This window comes from Paenibacillus sp. FSL H7-0737 (assembly GCF_000758545.1).
Lineage (GTDB): Bacteria > Bacillota > Bacilli > Paenibacillales > Paenibacillaceae > Paenibacillus_AQ.
This window is the reverse complement of sequence record NZ_CP009279.1, coordinates 537,940-558,810: the sequence shown is the minus strand read 5'-3', so window position 1 is coordinate 558,810 and position 20,871 is coordinate 537,940. Positions and strand designations below refer to the sequence as shown.

Sequence of the window (20,871 nt, the reverse complement as noted above, 5' to 3'; positions counted from 1 at the left end):
CTCATCTCCTTAGCTGAATTAAGTAGGGTAGAATACTATCCTGTGTTATCGTTACATTACCCTGTCCTATTCGCCATGAATCTTACCTAATCTATAGAAAGTCACAATTTGTCAAATAATAGTTTAAAAAAAGGTATTCAAATCCTTTAAAATTTGATACAATCAATGTATAAATTAAACATTTAATTTTTTAAGTGATTTTTTTCACATGAGTTATTTGCTCTATGTGCTAGAATGCCCTCGGAGATGAAACAACATCATTAAATTTTTTTCTATCGTATGCCGATATATGTCATGATACTGTTAGAGTTTGGCTCTTCACCCCAAGATTAAAGTGACAAATATCATTTATAAAGTGATTTTTATCACTTCGCATTACTATTAAAATGTTTTACATTTTAATATATATATTTTAAACTATATTTTTGGAGGTCATAACAAATGAAAAAAACAACAGTAATCTTGTCGACTGCCCTTATCTTAGGTAGTTTGCTTGCAGGTTGCGGTAACAACACAGACAACACACCGGCGGCTACTAATGCTCCAACAGAAAACAGTACAGCAACTAATTCCACTAACACTGGAACTGAAGCGGCTACGTACAAAGACGGAACTTATTACGCTACTGCTGATGTGGACGCTAAAACTGGCTGGCAATATTTCGCACTCCTAACTGTAGAAGGTGGAAAGATCACTAAGGCTGACTGGGATGCTTTTAACGTAAACACTGCTGGCGATCTGAAGAAAAAAGTTTCCGAAGATGGTAAATATGGCATGAAAGCTGGTGGTGCTTCTTCTGAATGGCACGAGCAAGCAGCAAAAGCTGAAGCTTTCTTGATTGAAAAACAAGATCCAGCAGCTATAACTTTAGACGCTGAGGGGAAAACTGATGCTATCTCCGGTGTATCTGTACACGTATCTGACTTTGTAAAAGCTGCTCAAGCTGCTCTGGCTGCTGGACCTGTTGAAGCTGGTCAATACAAAGACGGAGGTTACCATGCTGAAGGCGAAATGGATAAAGACTCCGGTTGGAAATCCACTGTTGACTTGACTGTTGCTAACGGTAATGTTGTTGCTGTTAAATTCAGTGGCGTAAATGCTGCTGGCGACGACAAGAAACAATTCTCCGTCGATGGTAAATACGGTATGAAAGCTGGCGGCGCTTCTGCTGAATGGCATGAAGAGATCGCAAAAGTTGAGCAATACTATCTTGAAAAAGGTACTGCTCCAGAACTTACAGCTGAAGGTAAAACTGATGCAATTTCCGGCGTGAGTATTCATGTTGGTGAATATTTTACACTTGCTGAAAAAGCACTCGAAGGCGCGAAATAATTTCGCATAACCTTCTGCAGTTAATCAGACGAATGAGGTGAATTTCTTTTGAAAAAAATAGTCATTTTGGGCGGCGGCTACGGCGGCGTACTCACGGCTAAGAAACTGGCAAAGAAATTTAAGAAAAACAAAGATGTTGAAATCACACTGATCGACCGGAATCCATATCACACTCTATTGACTGAGCTGCATGAGGTTGCCGCGAACCGTGCTCCAGAGGATTCAATCAAGATCGATCTAAAGAAAATCTTTGCTGGACTTAAAGTGAATGTTGTTCTTGACGAAATCAGCAATATTGATTTCAAGGGTAAGAAACTCAAATCCAATAAAACTACCTATGCGTACGATTACCTTGTAATCGGTACAGGTAGCAAACCAACCTTCTTCGGCATTCCAGGTGCAGAAGAGAATACCTTCTCCTTCTGGTCTTACGATGATGCGGTAGCATTGAAACGTCAAATCCGCGACATGTATACCAAAGCCGCTATGGAGAAAAATCCAACTGTACGCCGTGCAATGTTAACTTTCGTTATCATTGGTGCCGGCTTTACAGGTGTCGAGCTTGTTGGGGAAATGGCTGAGCAACGCGAGGAATTGTGCAAGGAGTTCTATATCGACCCATCCGAAGTAAGATTGATTGTGGCTGATATGGCTCCGAAGATTCTGCCTATCCTTCCAGATAAGCTGATTCAAAAAGCCGAAGCTCACCTTCGCAAGCTGAACGTGGAAATTGTAACAGGCGCCAAGATCACTGAAGTAGGCGAAGGTAGTGTTGCCCTTGGTGAGAAAAATGTTGTCGCTTCACAAACCATTGTTTGGACTGCAGGTGTTGAAGGTTCTGAAATCGTGGGTGGACTTGAAGTACAACAACAAGGACGCAAACGTATTGTTACGAATGAGAACCTTGAAAGTGTAGATCATAAGAACGTATATGTAGTAGGGGACAACATTTTCTTCATTCCTGAAGGTGAAACTCGTCCTGTACCACAAATGGTTGAGAATGCTGAACAAGCAGCTCCGATCGTTGCTGGTAACATTGCAGCTGACATTCAGAACACTGCTAAAAAAGCATACAAACCAGGTTTCCACGGTACTATGGTATCCATCGGTAGCCGCTACGGTGTAGCAAACGTTGGTTTGCCAGGCAAGTTCTTTATGCTTACTGGTTTTATGGCAATGTTATCCAAACACTTTATCAATATGTTCTACCTGTCTCAGGTTGTAGGCTTCAATAAAGTTTGGACTTACATGATGCATGAGTTCTTCCATGTTGAGAACCGTAAGAGCTTCTTGGGCGGACACTTCTCCAAGCGTTCACCTAACTTCTGGCTCGTTCCGCTTCGCATGCTGCTTGGTGGAATGTGGTTATATGAAGGTATAGATAAGCTACGGAAAATTTGGGTAGATCCAAATAAGATATTCCTAATTCCAGCCGCTCCTTTTGCAACGGATGCTTCATCAGCAGCCAGCGTAGCGGTGGATGCAGTTAAAACAACAGTAGATGCACAATCTGCAGCTTCAGCAGTATCCACTGCAAAAGAAGCGGTTGAAGCATTGCCAGTTCCTGGCTTCGTTTATAATATTACAAACTGGTTCATGGATTTGATGTTCTACAACAACGACGGAAGTTATACATTCCTCGCAAAATGGTTCCAAATCGGTATGGTATGTGCAGAAATCGTGTTCGGTATTATGCTCATCGTTGGTCTGTTCACAGCTATTGCTTCTATAGCGACGATAGCCATGTCCGTCATGATCTGGTCGACCAAAATGGCTTCTACAGAAATGTTATGGTATGTTGGTGCGGGTATCGCCTGCATCGGCGGATCGGGCAGCACATTTGGCCTAGATTACTATGTACTTCCTTGGCTTAAGAAACATTGGAAGAGAGTTCCGATCGTCAGACGATGGTATCTATACACCGACTGATTATAAAGCCCTGAATTCGTGTAATTTATTTTAAAGAAAATATGTAGATTGCATGTCAGTAAGCTAAATATGGATGTACTTCAGAGTAATGTGTCCCTAGGACACATTACTCTCCTTATTTACAAGAAGAAAATAATCTTCCTAATATCAGGAAATGGTCAATTTATTCTTTAATGAATGGTTTTGTAGGGATGATCAGGGGTATGGTTTCTTCCGGCAAAACCGACAAGAAGGAGAGAATCTTGTGAACAAACAACTCATAGAAGATACCCTCCGGTTGTTGCATACTGAAATGTCACCTATTGCCGGAATTGAGCTTAACCCCTCTCCGGCTGCATGTGAGCAGCTAATTTCGGTACTAGAACGCCATGATCTGGAATACAACCGCAAAGTCAATTTGCTGGGTATTTACACTATTCTCACTTTGGCAGCTGAGCGCCATATGGAATGTATCCCACATCATCCCGACCTTACACGCAACATTTTGGATGGAGATTATTTGTACAGCTTTTACCTTCAGTTTGCGGTGAAATGCCGTGAGCTCGACCTAGTTGCTTATCTAGCTCCTTCGATCAAAAAAATGCAAATTAGACGGTCAAATGGAGACTTCGCGGAACATGATCCGGCGGCTGGAATCGAACAGTTCTTGATTCAAGAGTGCAGACAGCGCAGTCGCACAAGCAAAGCCATTTGACAGGTGGGATCTATAAGATGAAGCTGCATGAGGCCTTAAACATAGACATAGATGAAATTAATCGTGAAATCGTAAATCTTGTGGCACGAGATAAGGATGTTCCTAAGAAATCACAACTCGGGCAGAGTGTTCTTGAGCTTATAAATTCTGGAGGTAAACGCCTCCGTCCTCTTATGGTCATTGTTGGCAGCCGTTTTGGCCGAAAGGATACGGGTCGAAGAGCGCTTCAATTAGCTGCTGCCGCTGAATTTATTCATGTTGCCTCATTAATTCATGATGATATCATTGACGATTCTGAGTTACGGCGGGGCAAACCCGCCCTACATACTAAGACGGGCACACTATCAGCTGTGCATATTGGCAATTATATGTCCGCTCGGGTTATCGAACTGTTAAGCAAATATACCGGAGACAAAAACAAATATGTTCATGACTTATCTTCTGTAGCTACTGCTCAGCTCTGTCTAGGTGAGTATCAGCAAATGGAACATGCTTTTGATTATGAGATTACAATGGAACAATATCTTGAGAAGTCCTTAAACAAAACAGCTCTTCTTATGGCCACCTGCTTACGTGTGGGTGCATTATCCACCGAAAGCTCAGAGGAAGTGGCCGACCTTCTGTATACCTTTGGCGAAGCCTTAGGCATGTCTTTTCAAATACAAGATGACCTGCTGGATTTCACGCAGTCTGAGGCTGTGCTGGGTAAGCCCGCCGGCAGCGATCTGCGTCATGGTCAGGTTACCCTGCCAGTGCTTTATGCATTACAGGATCCAAAGCTTTCGCCTGTGATTCGTTCAATCGGCCCTGATTCTTCCGATGCTGAGGTGGCACATGTGCTTGCCCTTATTAAGAGAAGCGATGCCTTAGCTCGCGCAGAACAGTTCAGCCAGAACTACCTAGATAAGGCTGGAGCGATTGTGCAGCAGCTCTCCTCCTATCCGGCGCATGCCGATCTGGATACACTGCTGCAATATTTTGCCGACCGTGATCGCTAAGGACAATCAAAAACGGATACCACCCATTTAATTGGGTTGGTATCCGTTTTTTTGTGTGCTTGCTAAACAAGCCGAACGTAGCGCAGCGCCCGTGAGCGTGTTTAGCTCTTGGAGAATAGTCTCTTAGGATTTGACGTTACTATATAGGGAATTCCTCCCTCTAATTAGCTAATAATCACTTGAATTCCACGATTATAGGGAATTCCTCCCTCTAAAAACCTAAATTCGCATGGTTTATAGACCAATCAGCCAATTTAGAGGGAGACTTTCCCTATAACAAGATCGAAAGTCACTTAAGCTCGGAAATATAGGGAGTTTTTCCCTATAAGTCTACCTTGGATTAGTTCAGCCCTCTCACACGGCTCTAGCCCCCCTCGCAGATGTCCACAAAAACAAAAAAGGAAAGCCGCGTAGCCAGCTTTCCGATCCCATTGCCTACCCTCTTTTGGGTAGGCTGTTGTCTTTTGTTGTTAGCTTGGAGGCAATGCGCCATTGGTTAGGACGGAACGGAGTGGAATTTTGGAACTGTAGAAGCGTAGCGCTCGCCTTTATTCTCGGATTTCTACCGCAGACAGCCGGTTCAAATCAAAGAAATCCGAGAATAACAGCGATCGAAAGTCCAACATTCCACGCAGTGCAGCTTCCTAACCACACTCAACGCTCAACGCTCCTAGCTAACATAAAAAAAATCAATCAGCGTACACAATAAAATCACTATGCTGATCACCTGATTCAGATTATAAGAGGCCACCTTCATCAGCTTACGATTCGATGGTTTTATAATCTTATGCTCGGTCATCAGGAGCAGCGTCGCAATCCCAATTCCCACCAGATACATCCAGCCGAGATCACGCCATAGATATAAGAACAATAGCAGCATAATCATGATGAAATGTAGTCCTTTTGCAATGCGCAGCGCGTTCTCTAGACCGAAAAAGCTAGGAATAGACCATAGACCATGCCGCCGATCAAATTCAATATCCTGAGTGCCGTAAATAATATCAAATCCGGCAATCCACAGCATAACAACAGTACCGATAACAAACGGTGTAAATGCGATATTTCCGGTTACAGCGAACCATGCGCCAATCGGTGCAGAAGCAATAACAAATCCTAAATATAAATGACTTAGAAAGGTAAACCGCTTCGTGTAGGAATAGGTTGATATCAATACGATAGCCACCGGTGACAAGATCATGCAGAGCAAATTAAGCATGCCTGAAGCCACAATGAAAATGGCATAGTTGACAATAACAAAGACAACAACTTCTTTTTCCGCCAGTAAGCGTTGAGGCAGATGTCGATGTGCCGTACGAGGATTCTGTTCATCGAACGTACGGTCCGCCAGCCGATTGAATGCATTGGCGCCATTACGGGCGCCTATCAATGCAATCAATCCCCAGATCATCACATGTCCTGATGGCCAGCCCCCAGCGGCCCACACCATCGAGATAATGGCAAATGGCAGCGAAAAAAGTGTATGAGAGAACATCACCAGTTCGCTGAACATTTTAAGCTTTAGGCCTGCAGTTTTAAAAATGTTTAGAATAGCCATTCGTTTTCCTCTTTCTTCGCTACTTGAAATTCATTGTATTAGTCATTAAGCTCCGCAAGAACTTCGTTCAGGACGTCAAGCATCCCGTCGATATCTTCTTCTGTAATAATCATCGGTGGCTGGAAGGCTAGTACATTGCGTCCTATGCCATTTTTACCGATTAGATAACCTCGGTCCTTCATCGCCTCCAGCACTTGATCTGTAAGTGCCGCTGCACCCTCAGCATCTACACCCGTTAGCTCCGCACCCAGCATTAGTCCAGTTCCCCGCACATCAACTATCATCGAAGGATAACGAGCTTGCAAAGCCTTCAGACCTGCCTTCAATCGTTCTCCGAGCTGTACCGAGCGTTCAGGAAGCCGTTCATCTCGAATATAATCAAGCACAGCCAGCGCCGTTGCAGCAGATACCGGATTCCCCCCAAATGTGGAAGCTGAAGGACGGTTTAGGGCAAGGGCAATCTCATCGGTTGTAGCGAAGGCTGCAACTGGAATTCCGTTACCGAGTGCTTTGGCCATACTTATAATATCGGGTACAACGTCAAAATGCTCCATAGCAAACATTTTACCAGTACGTCCAAATCCAGTTTGGATTTCATCAGCGATTAGGAGTACACCGTATCTCTCTAACAATGCTTTTACATCACGGAAGTAGGTTCGGGTTGGCATAATCATTCCGCCGTTGCCTTGGATTGGCTCTACGATCATGGCAGCGATAGTATTCCCCTTCTCTTCAAGCACCCGCTCTAGCGATTCCAGGGATAACGATGCCGCTTCCTCCAGCGATAAATCCGGATGATAAGGGCGAGGAATAAACTCAACGTCATGATCCAAGTATTTATCGGTACGCCACATAGGCAGGCCTGTCACACTCATAGTTAGATTGGTACGGCCATGCAGGCCACTCTCCAGCGCTATAAACCCTTTACGTCCCGTATACATCCGAGCGAGCAGCAGAGCTCCCTCATTAGCTTCAGAGCCACTGTTAACAAAGAAGGTCCGTCGTAGCCCACCCGGCATAACCTCTTCCAAACGCTCTGCCAAATCTACACTCGGTTGAGTTAGATAGATGGTTGTCGTATGCTGCAGCTGCTGCAGTTGTTCAATCGTGCGTACTGTTATGGCCGGATTACAGTGACCACATGCGACTACGGATACGCCAGCGAAGAAATCCGTATAGGACTTTCCTTTTTCATCATAAACAAACTGCATTGAACCACGAACAAGCTGAGGTGCATCACGGTAAAAATGCTGTGTACAAGGATAGAAATATTGCTTACGTTTGGCTGCTACTGCTTCTCTTCCGATGAAGTCTTGTTGTTCCATGAAGGGTTCTCTCCTTTTTGTGAAAATAGTAACTTATTCATAGAGTCCTGTGCACCGCCCTATCACTAGGCGATATTTAGTTCCCATTAAAATACAATTAGTTGAACTGTAGCGAGCCCAAAGTATAACCAGCATAGACCGGCTTAAGGCCGCCCAGCATGTCATCCCCGCTATCAGATCCGTTGATTGCCTGTTGATAAGAAACAATAATTTCACGTAGCTGTTCGACGCTATAGGTTGCTCCTTCAATACGGAAGCTTGATATCCCTAGTCCACTCATCTCACTCAACAAAGGTAAATAGCAAAGCTCTTTTGCGAATAAAAGATGGCAACGGCCGTGCTGATCACGATATACCGGATTCTCGCCTTGGTCTGTCTTTAGTACCAATACATTATTGTGTACATATTGATTATCCTCTTCAGCAATAGGCTCCATTAACTCCGTATTCTCATAAAGATCATGTTCCATATACATTAGTGCAGGTGTACCATGAACAACAACTTCCAAAGGCGTTTTGCAACGAGAGGCAAAGGTAGCAAAATGCTCTAGCGTCATTTCTGGCGATACCGAAAGCTGAGTTAAACCTAAGTTAGCATATAATTGCGCTGAAAGATGATTGTATACATTTAAGTTACTGTCCCCAATTAGCGGATAACCTGTATTGTTATAACGACGAATAGCTCCTAAATTTGTAACGATAATACCGTCAATCGGCAAGCGTTCTCCGCCAAGCAATTGATCATATTGATCAAAATGCAGCTCGGTCATCATCCGTGGTAAACCCAAGTAGATTTTGCTATCGCCCTTTAGCTCACCCAGTTCCTTGATGTCACGCTTTGTAAAAGGTTTATCTGGTTCAAATACATCCCCTGGCAAGTACAGGCTATCTACACCAAGCTCTAAGACCATCCGTGCCTGTTCCATATTATTCACACGTACAGCTAACTTGGCTTTTGTCTTTTGCGGTTGCTCGACCTCAGCCAATCTTTCCCGCAACTGCTCAACTCGTTTCTCAGACAGCTCACGCTCTGCAGTTGGTGTACTGAATACTTTTCCAGTGCTATAGAATTTACCAGTTCCTTCATAACGGCGGTTAATGTTAGTCAGTCCTGGTTTGCCGAAGGCATACGCCGTCGAAAAGTCACGTTTACGGTTGTTATGAAGCTCTTTCGTATCTACCGTACGATCAAAGCCAATCGGATCATCGATATACCGGTCAATGGCTTCGCCGTAGCTATTCGCCAGCATCACCATAAACTCCTTATCCCGCATGCGGCCCTCTATTTTAAAGGAGGTGATCCCTGATTCAATCAATTCCGGAAGATGCTCATACATAAACATATCTTTTACAGCTAGGGGGTATTCGGCCGGATATACATACCCGTCTTTTTTAACCCGATAATCCCAGCGGCAAGGCTTCATACATTTCCCACGGTTACTGCTCATACCGAATACATGGGAGCTGAAATAACAATTCGCACCGTGAACGGAGCACATATCCCCGTGAATAAAATACTCCAGTTCCATCCCACTCCGCTGACCTAGCAGCTTAGCTGTCTGCAAATCCATTTCCCGCGAAGTAACCACACGACTTACACCCAGATCACGCAATGCGTAGATCATTTCCAGATTGTGAACATTCATCATGACCGAAGAGTGAATAGGAAGATTAAGCTCCATCTCGCGAATTAGCTCCAGCACTGCCATATCCTGAACAATCAAGGCATCGGGACGAGCACCATCAAGGAAACGCAAATATTCTTTAGCCTCTTCCACATCTTCTTCACTAAATAGGTTATTCACTGTGATATACACTTTTTTGTCTAGACGGTGAGCGATATCTAGTGCCTCTACGATCTCCTCATGAGACAGATTATATCCTTTACGCATCATTCTCATATTCAATACAGGTCCACCAAAATAAACTGCATCACATCGTGCCTGGATCACTTCCTTGAAAATCTCAAACGTTCCTGCGGGTGCTAATAATTCAATCTCTCTACCATTAAAATAACGTGCCATTCAAGTTCCCTCCCAAGTTGATACTCTCCATACAAGTTGTACTTTACACCAAAGCTACTGCAATCCCCATTACAATAAACATAGTAATAAAAATAGTATCGAATATGCCCCACCTTAGGCGGTGATACTGGCTACGCGGAGCATCCATACGAAAGCCACGAGCTTCCATGGAATATACCAGATCCTGCGCACGCCTAAACGCACTAGCGATAATCGGAACCAGCAAGGACACTAACATTCGTCCCTTTTCCTTTAAAGGTAGCTCCTTCAGATCAGCACCCCGTGAGGCCTGCGCTTTCATGATAATCTGCGACTCATCTAGAATCGTAGGTATGAAACGAAGGGAAATGCTGATCATCAGTGTGATACGGTCGGGCTTCAAGCCAAACTTTTTGAATGGAGCCAAAATCCCCTCCAGCCCTTGATTCAGCTTACCCGGCGTTGTGGTGAATGTAAGTAACGCCGTGAAAGTGATCAGAAAGAACATGCGGATGACCGAAAATGCGCCTAATCTTAGCCCTCCCTCATAAATGGACCACGAACCAAGCGTCAGCACCGCCTCACCCGTCTTCACAGACAGCAGCTGTACGATAAAGATAAATAGCATTAAATACCGTAAAGGCTTAGCTGCTTTCAGGAAGTATTTAAGCGGAATCCGAGTGGAAGCCATAACCGCTATTGAGAAAATAGCCAGCAGCGCCATAGCCATCCACGAACGGGAGAGCAGGATAACAGCTACGTATAATAGCATTCCGGTGATTTTGGCACGAGCATCTAGCTTATGCACCCATGAACCGGTCTCAATACTGCGCCCTATGATTAACTTCTCATTCATGGCCATCCCTCTTTCCTTCGTGCTGCTCGCTAGAGTTGCCTGATCCAGATGGCAGCGAAGCGATTAGCTCTGCTAAGCTCTCAGCCGTTAAGCGAGGAGCTTCATCCGTAAGACCAAAGCGATCAGCTACTGCACGCCAGTAACGAAGGGACTGCGGAACCGTCAAGCCACACTGTTCCAGAATCGAAGGGTCATCTGCCAGCGCTTTTACGCTGCCTTGAAATGCCGTACTGCCCTCTTTAAGGACAAGCCAGTTGTCCGCGTAAGGTAATAACTCATCCATCCGATGCGTGACGACGATGATCGTTCTCCCCTGCTCACGGCATAAACGCTCCAGCAAGTGGATTAGTTCTGCACGGCTGATGGGATCAAGCGTAGCCGTCGGTTCATCCAGAACGATGACTTCAGGATCCATAGCTAGTACGGAGGCAATAGCTGCCTTACGCATTTGCCCACCGCTCAATTTAAAAGGATTCCGCTCTAGCAGCGCCAGATCCAACCCCATATCTAGCATGGCCTGTCTTGCGCGTGCCTTTGCCTCTTCGAGGCTCATGCCGAAGTTAAGAGGACCGAAGATAAGATCCTTTTCGACCGTATCTTCAAACATTTGCTGCTCTGGAAATTGAAATACCAATCCGACTCTACGGCGCAGCGGCATCAGCTTAGGTGATTTCTCCCCCGCCTGGATGGTTACATCGAGTACTTTTACCGTACCCTCCGTTGGTTTCAGTATCCCGTTAAACAACTGCAGCAGTGTCGATTTACCAGAGCCTGTCGCCCCAGCAATACCAACCATAGAGCCTGTTGGAACACTGAGGTTAATGTCGCGGAGCGCCGTCAGCTTCCATAGGCTTCGGTCAGCATAGGAATAACTTACTTGCTGTAATTCTATGGCCATAACGTGTCTATAAGCTCCTTTTCACTGGCGGGAACATCCACATGGATGCCCTGATTCTGCAGCTCGCGTGCAAGACGCCAAGGATACGGCTCACACAGATGGCATTTTTGCAGAAGCTCCTCGTTCCGGAACAGCTCCGCCGGTGTAACATCAGCAGCTAAACCACCTCCATGCAGCGCAAGCACCCGATCCGATGCCAAAATTTCATCTGCATCATGCGTAATCATAAGGATCGTATACTTTCCTTCCGCTCGCATATCTTGCAAAATACCAAGAAGATCATTTCTGCTTCCTTCATCCAACATAGAAGAGGCCTCGTCAAAAATGACGATGCCTGGTTCCATAGCAAGAATGGAGGCGATAGCGACACGCTGCTTTTGGCCTCCAGACAGCTCACCTGGGTGTTTGGACAGCAGATGATTTATTCCCAGCCTCGTCGTATAAGAGTGTAATCGTTCGGCCATCTCTTCGTACGACAAACAAAGCCCTTCCAGGCCGAATAAGATATCTTCCTCTACAGTGGCTCCAATAAACTGATTATCTGGATTTTGGAACACCATACCAATGCATTGCCGAATGCTTCCGATCGTTTCTTCACTCAGTTGCATACCACTAACCACAATCTCGCCAGCACTCTTAGGCAGCAAAGCATTTAGTAGCTTAACTAGCGTAGACTTTCCGCAGCCATTAGGACCAACCAAGCTAACCCATTGTCCCTGAGAAATAGATAACGTTATATTTTGAAGAATCGGATGCTCAGGATCATAACCAAACGATACCCCATCCAGAGAGATGATAGCTTGTCCTTCTCCCTCTAATTCTTGACCTTCATATGATTCATTCATGTTAGTCATCCTTCCGCTGATGTGACTAATCAGTCCAAAAACTCTTCAAACAACGATATTTTTGACAATGAAGCCACCAAATAACGGACTGCATAACCCACGGCAATTCCTGTTACTACTCCAGTGATTAGCAGCATGGGAAGATAATAAAAAATACTAAGGGATGAGAATACCATAGAAGCTGCCAGCAGCTGACCGATATTATGTGCAATCCCACCAGCTATACTAATGCCAATTAAGCTTATACTCTTGCCTTTGCCACTAATCAGCATTAACACGAACATTACAACAAAGCTAAACAGCGAACCGAATAAACTGAATAGTAAGCTTGAAAAAGTACCTAGCAAAAATGCAGTAAGCAACGTTTTGAGGATGACAAGCAGGAATGCGTCCCGTCCACGTAAAAAGTAAATACAAGTCAAAATCATGATGTTAGCTAATCCTAGTTTAGCGCCCGGCACCAGTCCCATTCCTGACAACGGAATCTGTGCTTCTATTAGACTAAGCACTACTGCCACTGCGGCGAAAATCGCAATAATTACCGTTCTTTTTAAAGCTGTTGCAGATTCACTACTGGACATAGGCATCTATATCATCCTCCCCCGACGCACTTGTGATTTCCACTAATACTCTATGCGGTAGACAGACAATCGTCTGTTTGGGCAGGGTAATAAAACCAAAACCTAGGCATACTTGATCCGGGCAGTCGGCATCGTACATTTCAATCCCGTAATCATGCACCTTCAAGAGGTTATAGCCACGTTCGGTACGAACCTCAATGGTTTGTTCTTCTTTTGTAAGCTTTACCGTTTTAAATAACTCGCCGTCCACCGTTACATTGGCTACGAGATTTTTACCGGCCCCACCTTTATCATCATTGTCCGAAAACCATCTCGGTGCGAGAAAAGCGAGCGCAGCAATCAACACGATGGAAATCAACCACACATCTGCGCGTTTCATAAAAATCTCCCTTATTTTTTAATTAAAATCCAGACTTATTAATTATAACGGTCTACCCTCAATCCTTCAATCAATGTTGGGGTTTAATGTAAGTTTTAGAGACCAGTTCACAAAATAGGCACGCAAAATAACCCCCACAGCCCCATTTACTCTGGCTTTCTAGCTTTTCCGAATTAATCCACAAATAATCCAGCATACGATATATTCAAATCAAACGCTTTCTCTTGCTCTGCTTGTTCCCCTTCTAAATCAAACAACCCTTATCTTGGAATTCATTATTATATTTGCCTTTTAAACAATACTGTGTTATATTTATATCGTATTTGTTTTTCGATATATTGAATATCCCCATCAAGAAGATGTCAGGCCGACTATTTTACACTTCGGCAATTTGGACACAGAGGCTTCATGTTTTCTTGCAGAAACTTTCCTTTTTATGAGACTAAATTCGAAATATAGCATTCCGATTCACACTGGCGCGGTCAATGGAGCCGCAAGGGCAAAAGAGAGGTAGGGCTTTTGTCGTATTGGAAGGATTATTCTCGCCACACGGCTGCTGGAAATAACAAGGAATTAAGACACCCGTTACTCACGAACGGCGGGGGATGAATATAACGAAAAAGCATGGCTGTACGAACCTTACATAAGGACACATGCCATGTGTGGAAAAATATAGGCGCCCGATAACCGCTACCTAGCGGATATCGGGCGCTGTCTACGTTCAGGGCATCTAATTTACATACTGATTCACAAAAACTGTTACTACGTTTATATACCCCGTCTTATCCATATCATAAGCTAACCCATGCCCTGCTTGAGGCACTACGAATTTCTCTTTGGGACTCTGACATGCCTCATACAATTCATTCATCATACTATATGGTACAAAATTATCGGCATCCCCATGAATAAAAAGAATCGGCACCTTCGCCTTCCTCACCTGTTTCAAGGCAGACGCTTCACTAAAACCATACCCTGCTTTCAAACGAGTAATTAGACTCGCACTTTGAATAAAAGGGAAACTTGGCAAGCGATACATACGCCGTAGTTGGTAGGCTAATTGTGCTTTAACTGAGCTGTAAGCACAGTCCGAGACAATAGCTTTGACCTGCGGCGGGAGATTTTCGCCTGAGGTCATTAGCACTGTAGCACCACCCATAGAGACCCCATGTAGTACAACTTGAGCACTGGGCCCAGTCTTTTCAATTATATAATCAATCCACTGCAAATAATCCTTGCGCTCATGCCATCCAAAACCAATATAATTCCCAGCGCTTTCCCCATGTCCCCTGGCATCGGGAATCAGGATATTAAAGCCCAGTCTCTCGTAATAAATTTTGGCGTACGCCCCCATATCCTTCCCTTTTCCAGAATAACCGTGAGCTAGAATCGCCGTACGACCTTCAGCACGATCCGAAAGGAGCAAGTACCCTCTTAGTTGTAGCCCGTCCTCAGATGTAATCTCCACATTCTCAAAGCTCTGACTGGAGATCCAATCCTTCCCCTCACCCCAAGAAGCCCCGGCAACCGGGGGATCAACCTTCAAATCACGATTATTACTCAGGAATTCCTTCGGTGCTCGTTTAATAGCAATTCCATAAAAGAAAAAGCCCGCATAGATCAGAGCTCCTATGGCGATGACAGCGCTAATGAAGAACCATACCAATTCATCTTCCCCGTCCTTTCCTCATATCCGTTGTAAATCAGTATAACATCTACTTAGAATGCGCCAAAATATAACAATCATAACAAAAGAAAACCGCCCTCGGAATATGTCCCGAAAGCGGCTTTACTATTCTTCACGGCATAACTTGTATTCAAGCTACAATCACCGTTTATTATTTCTTGCTCGAGAATCTATTTCTCATTAGCAATCCAATAAGTGCAAAACCTAGACCAGTTACATAATAAGGGACTGAACTTGATTCTCCCGTTTTTGGAAGTTCATCCACAGGTGGATTACCTAGCGGGATTGTATCATCCACTACAGCAATATCCTCTGGTGACGGCGTTGGTGTTACTGTCAATACTGGTCCTAATGGAATCTCCTCATCATCAACAAGTACCTCTGTGTTGCTCGACGGTGTTGGTGTTGGTACAAGTGCTGGAGTCGACGAAGCTACAGGGCCCAGCGGCACAGGATCATCATTAACAATGATAGTGCCAATTACAAATGATGGTGTTGGTGTCGGGAACACCGGAGGCTCCGGCGTTGGCGTCGGTGTTGGCGTTACTTCTGACGACGGCGTCGGTGTTGGCGTTACTTCTGACGACGGTGTCGGTGTTGGTGTTACTTCCGACGACGATGTCGGTGTTGGCGTCACTTCCGACGACGGTGTCGGTGTTGGCGTCACTTCCGACGACGGTGTCGGTGTTGGCGTTACTTCCGGCGACGGTGTTGGCGTTGGTGTCACGGTCGGCGTTGGTGTTGGCGTCACGGTCGGCGTTGGTGTTGGCGTCACGGTCGGCGTTGGTGTTGGCGTCACGGTCGGCGTTGGTGTTGGCGTCACGATCGGCGTTGGTGTTGGTGTCACGGTCGGCGTTGGTGTTGGTGTCACGGTCGGCGTTGGTGTTGGCGTCACGGTCGGCGTTGGTGTTGGCGTCACGGTCGGCGTTGGTGTTGGCGTCACGGTCGGCGTTGGTGTTGGCGTCACGGTCGGCGTTGGTGTTGGCGTCACGGTCGGCGTTGGTGTTGGCGTCACGGTCGGCGTTGGTGTTGGTGTCACGGTCGGCGTTGGTGTTGGCGTCACGGTCGGCGTTGGTGTTGGCGTCACGGTCGGCGTTGGTGTTGGTGTCACGGTCGGCGTTGGTGTTGGCGTCACGGTCGGCGTTGGTGTTGGCGTCACGGTCGGCGTTGGTGTTGGCGTCACGGTCGGCGTTGGTGTTGGCGTCACGGTCGGCGTTGGTGTTGGTTTTGGTGTGTGTGTTGGCTTTGGTGTGTGTGTCGGCTTCGGTGTCGGTGTTGGCTTTGGTGTGTGTGTTGGCTTCGGCGTTGGTGTTGGCTTCGGTGTCGGTGTCACGCACGGCGTAGGCGTCACGGTCGGCGTTGGCGTTGGTGTTGGTGTCACGGTCGGCGTCGGTGTTGGTGTCACGGTTGGCGTTGGTGTTGGCGTCACGGTCGGCGTCGGTGTTGGCGTCACGGTCGGCGTTGGTGTTGGCGTCACGGTCGGCGTTGGTGTCGGAGGTGGTTCTTCCCCTCCATATGGATACCAATGCATCTGCACTCCACCAGCAAATCCCTTTGCAATCAGCGTCCCATGCAGTTCACCGGAATTATAAGTTACTTTTGCAAGCGGAGCTAGGATAGTTCCTTCTATTGTTAAACTTCCAATGTCAACAGTGCTAGCTTCATAAAAATTAAATAATACCTTGTTAGGGCTACCTCCCCAGATTTGAAAGCTTGGAATGTTAACTGAACTTCCGCTAACGTTAATGATAACTGTGGCGCTATTTGCAATATTAAACTGTAAGCCATTAGCACCAGCGAAATCGGCAGCACTAAGATTAAGAACGTTAAATGGTTCCGAAGCATCAATCGTTATTTTCCCATATTCCTTTTTGAAAGTTCCTATTGTAGCAAGCGAAGAGAATTCATTAGAACGTCCAATAAGAAATTGCTCTTCAGCATCAAAATCAATAGGAGTCCCTTTTCTCGCTGGTTCTTTAAGATCTACACCGTTGCTGGAAAAAACACCACCATAAACGGATGCTCCATGAACAGTCCCATTAGTAAAACTGATGTCATTACCAGCGATAAGAACATCTCCACCTGGATTATCCTTGGATACGCCGTAATTCTGCAAAGTAATATTACCTTTGGCCGCAAGGCGCCCATGAACCTGATCATTAGATTGTTTGAAATCCCCAAAAATAAAAGTATTAAAATTCCCTGCAATACCTAACACAGGTGTAGGAGTATAGGGAAGCACCTCCCCAGCCGCATTTACCAAATGACCTCCAGAAAGACCACTACCTACTGTCAAAATCCCCGCTAATACTAGTGCAAGCAGCGGTTTCATTCTTCTTTTCAAAAAGCACACCTCCTAAAACTATGATTTATATTTAATCAGAATAATTACCAGAAACTCTAAAGGACCTAACAACAAAAAAGACCGCCAAAAAAGAAGTGGAATTCCCTTCTCATGGCAGTCGGACGGTCATAGCGCATTTAAGACACTTTAGACTCCTGGACTTTGCGTCCCACCCTTTCAGGCGGTTTGCTATTATCATGATAATATATGTATTGACTTGCGGATTAGAACTAGCATTTTAAGCATCCTATTAAATAATCGTCTATGACTTTTAATACTTTTGAACTAATAATAGTTTAGCGCTCCATCCCCACAATTGTCAATCAATTCCTTTTGATATTCATACGCGTAAGCAAGCACAAAAAAAGCGCCTAAAGGCGCTTCACACAAAGGTTTTCCTTCAATTTTAAAGTAACTTTATCCAACCTAATATCGATATCCATAATGAAATACTTAGAATCAAACCAAATACCATTCCACGGTGGAGACTTCCTTCCTCTTTCATCCTAATTCTCCCTTTATATAAGTCTGAAGCATTATTTTTTATTATTACAATTTTAATATATTTTATTCTTTCTAATTTAGTTGTGAATTCAATCACATTGGACTAGCTGTTTAGAAATACCATTGATTATTTTTGGAATATCGGGGTAGAATACGAATATACGTTCCCATTAGAGGTGATGAGATTCATGAATAGAGCTGAAAGCAGGGACAACATGCTGGTCAAATCTTATTTATTGCTTCCGATGATTTTATCAGCTTTCGAACGGGACTCCGCCATTCTATCTGCACATTTACGAACACCTACCCCCTATCTGGAGGTTCTTGAAACAGCCGCAGCAGTTGCTACAACAGATCTAAGAGATGTTCGTTCAGAGATGAGAAAACGGGGAATCAAGGTTTATGAGCAGAACAGACTTAACACGGGGATAGAAGCCAAATTTATATGTCGTGGATACCATGAACGAATGCTGCTGTTAAACGACATCGTCGCTGCCCAAGCTGCCATTCATATGCGCAGATATCTCGGTCTGGATATTTCATCTTTTAAGAGCTATGAAGAGCAGTATCAGATTAAGTGAAGTAGCGAAGAAGCTGCCCCCCCTCCCTCATTTAATTAGCGAACAAAAAAATAGGCCTTACCATGGGAGTTGGCAAGACCTGAGAGATTTATACCACAAAACACTGGGGGGTGTTTGGTGTCTTCAATATATACCTTGAACCTGAAAATAAGATGATGCTCACATGAAAATTACATTAAAAACTTCAATTCGTCGCTTAGGCTATCCGCTTGGCACTTTTGATTTCCAACCAAAGAGGCCCGCTTCGCCGACAGAGAAAATCGACCGATTGATAGTTAGCCACGAGTGCTTTGAACAAATTGTTTCAAAATGATATAGTGAATTCGTTCTCACAGGATGACTTGATAGCAGGTTGTAAAACATAATAAAGTCGGGACCTCAGTACGGAGCGACAACAGGCGTTTGCCTTTTCGTTGAATATTTTCTGAAGGAGGGTAATAGCCCATGAGTGATGAAATCTGTATACCGCCTGGCATTCAACAGAAGGACACTAGCTTTGGCTACACCTTGTCTATTATTAGTGGTAAATATAAAATGACTATTCTCTACTATCTCTCTGAAAACAAGATCGTGCGGTTCAATGAACTGCAACGGGGTATCGGTACAATACCTTTTAAGACATTAAGCGTTATGTTGAAAGAACTGGAAGCCGACTGTCTCGTCAGGCGCGAGGAATTCCCCCAGATTCCCCCTAAAGTTGAGTATTCCTTGACCGAGAAGGGCCAATCGCTTATTCCGGTGCTGGATATGATGTGCACTTGGGGAGAGAAAAACTTCGTTCCAGCCGCGCAAGAGATAACCATACCTTTTACGATTTAACGACAACTTATGACAAAAGCAGCATTTCCATTAATGAAAATGCTGCTTTTTGCTTCAAATCTAATTACATATTTTCGATAAATTCAACATAGCCTTGCGAACTGATATCCAATTTATTTAAGTAATCCGTACTTCCTACCGTCTCAGATTCCGTGCCATAAATGGCATAGAAGGAACGATAATCAGCGTTGCAATACAAAAAAGTCGTGTCAAAGGGAGATAAAATACGGTCAAGCCCGTAGCCGAGTTTACCTTCTTCACTAAAGTCTTTTGCACTTCCTCCGGCAGTTACAGCTAATGCGATTTTTCGATTTCTTAATTTATCACTCTTCGAGCCATATGCCCATCCGTAAGTAAATACTTCGTCCAGCCACTTTTTAAGCAGAGGTGGACTACTAAACCAGTAGACAGGGAATTGTAAGACGAGCTTATCATGCGCTTCAATCAGCTGTTGTTCCTTTTCCACGTTGATTTTTTCATCGGGATAGGCTTTGTACAGCTCGTGCACCGTATATTTGTCTGGATATTTACGGAGTTCTTCGATCCAGCGTTTATTAACGACGGATGTTTCGATGTTTGGGTGCGTGACGACAATAAGTGTTTTCATTGGTGTATCCTCCATGTTTGAATCAGATTTAGGACTTGAGTATACCTCCCACCATGACATCGCGTAAGTATGCACTTTTAGTTCACGTACTTACCTAAAGGTAAGCACTGCAACCTGCCTGCACGTGATTGATGTATAGTCTTCGGGGCGAATCTCGTCTTCGGTGTACACCCAAATATCACACAAGAGAGACTGGGTCATTCCGCCATTTTACTTGAGTAAAGGTTAGACGGATGTAACGTTATGTGTATGAACTCTATATCACTGATAAAAAAATTTGCCTGAACGCAAAGAAATACCCCACCATTACTGGAAGGGTACGGTACTTCCGCATAATTTCAACATAATCCATTTGGGATACTCGCCTACCACTTAAGGTTGACAGGGTGCGTTTTTGATTATGTATGAAAAAAATCCACCAGCATGAGTACTGGCGGATTTAATAAGGTGCAGCTATATTGGGAGGTTTGAAACTTAAATAAACAAAGTCTTAGAGATGATTACCAACAAGATAAACAGAACCAGAATTGCGGCGGTAGAAGTAAAGCCACCATATCCTCCTGCGAATTCGCCCATTTTAACTCCTCCTTTGTAATTGAATACAATTTAAAATATACAAGCTTTTGTAATGATGACCAGCAGGATAAAGAGCACTAAGATTGCCCCTGTGGATGTAAAGGCTCCACCAACAAAACGTTCAGGTTCACGTTCACGTTCACGTTCACCAACGCCGCAACAACGTTCTCCACGTACTTCGCCCATTTGTCAATTCCTCCTTTTTAATTGGATACAAAACTAAGATATGCGGGATTTGTATCGGTGCTTGGGTAAAAAAGAAACGAAAATAGTAGGCCTGTTGCGGGATCCGACATTTCGTAAAAAACAAAAAAATACCCACCAGCCGAAGCCAGTGGGCGGTTTTTCCCGGTTTTATG

At 44.6% G+C, this 20,871-nt stretch carries 19 protein-coding genes and 1 riboswitch; of the genes, 6 read left to right on the top strand and 13 right to left on the bottom strand.

Translation table 11 applies throughout. From position 1 onward, the window contains the following. The first annotated feature begins 441 nt into the window (after positions 1-441). From H70737_RS02485 to H70737_RS02470, 4 genes are all read left to right on the top strand, one after another. The gene (locus tag H70737_RS02485) at positions 442-1,332 is read left to right on the top strand and encodes a hypothetical protein (protein ID WP_042184511.1); all 891 of its coding nucleotides are present in this window, start codon (positions 442-444) and stop codon (positions 1,330-1,332) included. A 48-nt stretch (positions 1,333-1,380) separates the two neighbouring features. Beyond that, positions 1,381-3,261 carry an FAD-dependent oxidoreductase gene (locus H70737_RS02480; protein ID WP_042184509.1) on the top strand — a complete coding sequence of 627 codons (1,881 nt, stop codon included), beginning with the start codon at positions 1,381-1,383 and terminating at the stop codon, positions 3,259-3,261. 244 nt (positions 3,262-3,505) lie between these two features. Further along, positions 3,506-3,955 (top strand): hypothetical protein, encoded by a 450-nt coding sequence (locus H70737_RS02475; protein ID WP_042184507.1) that lies wholly within the window; start codon positions 3,506-3,508, stop codon positions 3,953-3,955. Between the two features lie 17 nt (positions 3,956-3,972). Continuing rightward, the gene (locus H70737_RS02470; RefSeq protein ID WP_042184505.1) at positions 3,973-4,953 is read left to right on the top strand and encodes a polyprenyl synthetase family protein; all 981 of its coding nucleotides are present in this window, start codon (positions 3,973-3,975) and stop codon (positions 4,951-4,953) included. Positions 4,954-5,623: 670 nt separating this feature from the next. Here H70737_RS02470 and H70737_RS02465 read toward each other — a convergent pair. The 10 genes from H70737_RS02465 to H70737_RS30115 form a co-directional block, all read right to left on the bottom strand. Continuing rightward, positions 5,624-6,508, bottom strand: coding sequence for a UbiA-like polyprenyltransferase (locus H70737_RS02465; RefSeq protein WP_042184503.1), 885 nt, complete (start codon positions 6,506-6,508; stop codon positions 5,624-5,626). A gap of 38 nt (positions 6,509-6,546) precedes the next feature. Continuing rightward, positions 6,547-7,833 (bottom strand): aspartate aminotransferase family protein, encoded by a 1,287-nt coding sequence (locus tag H70737_RS02460; protein ID WP_042184501.1) that lies wholly within the window; start codon positions 7,831-7,833, stop codon positions 6,547-6,549. A 97-nt stretch (positions 7,834-7,930) separates the two neighbouring features. Further along, positions 7,931-9,856, bottom strand: a complete 1,926-nt coding sequence (locus tag H70737_RS02455) for a peptidase U32 family protein (RefSeq protein ID WP_042184499.1) — start codon at positions 9,854-9,856, stop codon at positions 7,931-7,933. A gap of 43 nt (positions 9,857-9,899) precedes the next feature. Continuing rightward, positions 9,900-10,691 (bottom strand): energy-coupling factor transporter transmembrane component T family protein, encoded by a 792-nt coding sequence (locus tag H70737_RS02450; RefSeq protein WP_042184497.1) that lies wholly within the window; start codon positions 10,689-10,691, stop codon positions 9,900-9,902. Continuing rightward, complete coding sequence (locus H70737_RS02445; protein WP_042184495.1) at positions 10,684-11,589, bottom strand: ATP-binding cassette domain-containing protein; 906 nt, start codon at positions 11,587-11,589, stop codon at positions 10,684-10,686. The genes H70737_RS02450 and H70737_RS02445 overlap by 8 nt, the downstream gene beginning before the upstream one ends. After that, positions 11,580-12,434 carry an ATP-binding cassette domain-containing protein gene (locus H70737_RS02440; protein WP_052404135.1) on the bottom strand — a complete coding sequence of 285 codons (855 nt, stop codon included), beginning with the start codon at positions 12,432-12,434 and terminating at the stop codon, positions 11,580-11,582. Before H70737_RS02440 ends, H70737_RS02445 begins: the two co-directional genes overlap by 10 nt. A 29-nt stretch (positions 12,435-12,463) precedes the next feature. Beyond that, positions 12,464-13,021, bottom strand: coding sequence for a Gx transporter family protein (locus tag H70737_RS02435; protein ID WP_042123757.1), 558 nt, complete (start codon positions 13,019-13,021; stop codon positions 12,464-12,466). Further along, positions 13,005-13,394, bottom strand: a complete 390-nt coding sequence (locus tag H70737_RS02430) for a NusG domain II-containing protein (protein WP_042184493.1) — start codon at positions 13,392-13,394, stop codon at positions 13,005-13,007. Before H70737_RS02430 ends, H70737_RS02435 begins: the two co-directional genes overlap by 17 nt. A 730-nt stretch (positions 13,395-14,124) precedes the next feature. Continuing rightward, positions 14,125-15,060 (bottom strand): alpha/beta hydrolase, encoded by a 936-nt coding sequence (locus H70737_RS02425; RefSeq protein ID WP_042184491.1) that lies wholly within the window; start codon positions 15,058-15,060, stop codon positions 14,125-14,127. A gap of 172 nt (positions 15,061-15,232) precedes the next feature. Further along, on the bottom strand, positions 15,233-17,425 hold the full coding sequence (locus tag H70737_RS30115) for a choice-of-anchor A family protein (RefSeq protein WP_081951013.1): 2,193 nt from the start codon (positions 17,423-17,425) through the stop codon (positions 15,233-15,235). A gap of 110 nt (positions 17,426-17,535) precedes the next feature. After that, a riboswitch (cyclic di-GMP riboswitch) is annotated at positions 17,536-17,626 on the bottom strand. Between the two features lie 491 nt (positions 17,627-18,117). Here H70737_RS30115 and H70737_RS02395 point away from each other — a divergent pair. Both H70737_RS02395 and H70737_RS02390 read left to right on the top strand, forming a co-directional pair. Beyond that, the gene (locus H70737_RS02395) at positions 18,118-18,510 is read left to right on the top strand and encodes a YhjD family protein (RefSeq protein WP_042184484.1); all 393 of its coding nucleotides are present in this window, start codon (positions 18,118-18,120) and stop codon (positions 18,508-18,510) included. A 444-nt stretch (positions 18,511-18,954) separates the two neighbouring features. Beyond that, on the top strand, positions 18,955-19,329 hold the full coding sequence (locus tag H70737_RS02390; protein ID WP_042184482.1) for a winged helix-turn-helix transcriptional regulator: 375 nt from the start codon (positions 18,955-18,957) through the stop codon (positions 19,327-19,329). 64 nt (positions 19,330-19,393) lie between these two features. Here the strand turns inward: H70737_RS02390 and H70737_RS02385 are convergent, their stop codons facing one another. The 3 genes from H70737_RS02385 to H70737_RS30945 form a co-directional block, all read right to left on the bottom strand. Beyond that, on the bottom strand, positions 19,394-19,936 hold the full coding sequence (locus H70737_RS02385; protein WP_042184480.1) for an NAD(P)H-dependent oxidoreductase: 543 nt from the start codon (positions 19,934-19,936) through the stop codon (positions 19,394-19,396). A gap of 474 nt (positions 19,937-20,410) precedes the next feature. After that, on the bottom strand, positions 20,411-20,512 hold the full coding sequence (locus H70737_RS30950; protein ID WP_197071258.1) for a sporulation protein YjcZ: 102 nt from the start codon (positions 20,510-20,512) through the stop codon (positions 20,411-20,413). A 30-nt stretch (positions 20,513-20,542) separates the two neighbouring features. After that, positions 20,543-20,698: a hypothetical protein gene (locus tag H70737_RS30945; RefSeq protein ID WP_197071257.1), complete on the bottom strand. Its 156-nt coding sequence runs from the start codon at positions 20,696-20,698 to the stop codon at positions 20,543-20,545. Between the last annotated feature and the right edge of the window lie 173 nt (positions 20,699-20,871).

Bases quoted from the DNA above. Each gene is read 5' to 3' on its own strand.
- H70737_RS02485 (WP_042184511.1), top strand. From the start codon at position 442: ATGAAAAAAACAACAGTAATCTTGTCGACTGCCCTTATCTTAGGTAGT.
- H70737_RS02470 (WP_042184505.1), top strand. From the start codon at position 3,973: ATGAAGCTGCATGAGGCCTTAAACATAGACATAGATGAAATTAATCGT.
- H70737_RS02465 (WP_042184503.1), bottom strand. From the start codon at position 6,508: ATGGCTATTCTAAACATTTTTAAAACTGCAGGCCTAAAGCTTAAAATG.
- H70737_RS02460 (WP_042184501.1), bottom strand. From the start codon at position 7,833: ATGGAACAACAAGACTTCATCGGAAGAGAAGCAGTAGCAGCCAAACGT.
- H70737_RS02455 (WP_042184499.1), bottom strand. From the start codon at position 9,856: ATGGCACGTTATTTTAATGGTAGAGAGATTGAATTATTAGCACCCGCA.
- H70737_RS02450 (WP_042184497.1), bottom strand. From the start codon at position 10,691: ATGAATGAGAAGTTAATCATAGGGCGCAGTATTGAGACCGGTTCATGG.
- H70737_RS02445 (WP_042184495.1), bottom strand. From the start codon at position 11,589: ATGGCCATAGAATTACAGCAAGTAAGTTATTCCTATGCTGACCGAAGC.
- H70737_RS02440 (WP_052404135.1), bottom strand. From the start codon at position 12,434: ATGAATGAATCATATGAAGGTCAAGAATTAGAGGGAGAAGGACAAGCT.
- H70737_RS02435 (WP_042123757.1), bottom strand. From the start codon at position 13,021: ATGCCTATGTCCAGTAGTGAATCTGCAACAGCTTTAAAAAGAACGGTA.
- H70737_RS02430 (WP_042184493.1), bottom strand. From the start codon at position 13,394: ATGAAACGCGCAGATGTGTGGTTGATTTCCATCGTGTTGATTGCTGCG.
- H70737_RS02395 (WP_042184484.1), top strand. From the start codon at position 18,118: ATGAATAGAGCTGAAAGCAGGGACAACATGCTGGTCAAATCTTATTTA.
- H70737_RS02390 (WP_042184482.1), top strand. From the start codon at position 18,955: ATGAGTGATGAAATCTGTATACCGCCTGGCATTCAACAGAAGGACACT.
- H70737_RS02385 (WP_042184480.1), bottom strand. From the start codon at position 19,936: ATGAAAACACTTATTGTCGTCACGCACCCAAACATCGAAACATCCGTC.
- H70737_RS30950 (WP_197071258.1), bottom strand. From the start codon at position 20,512: ATGGGCGAATTCGCAGGAGGATATGGTGGCTTTACTTCTACCGCCGCA.
- H70737_RS30945 (WP_197071257.1), bottom strand. From the start codon at position 20,698: ATGGGCGAAGTACGTGGAGAACGTTGTTGCGGCGTTGGTGAACGTGAA.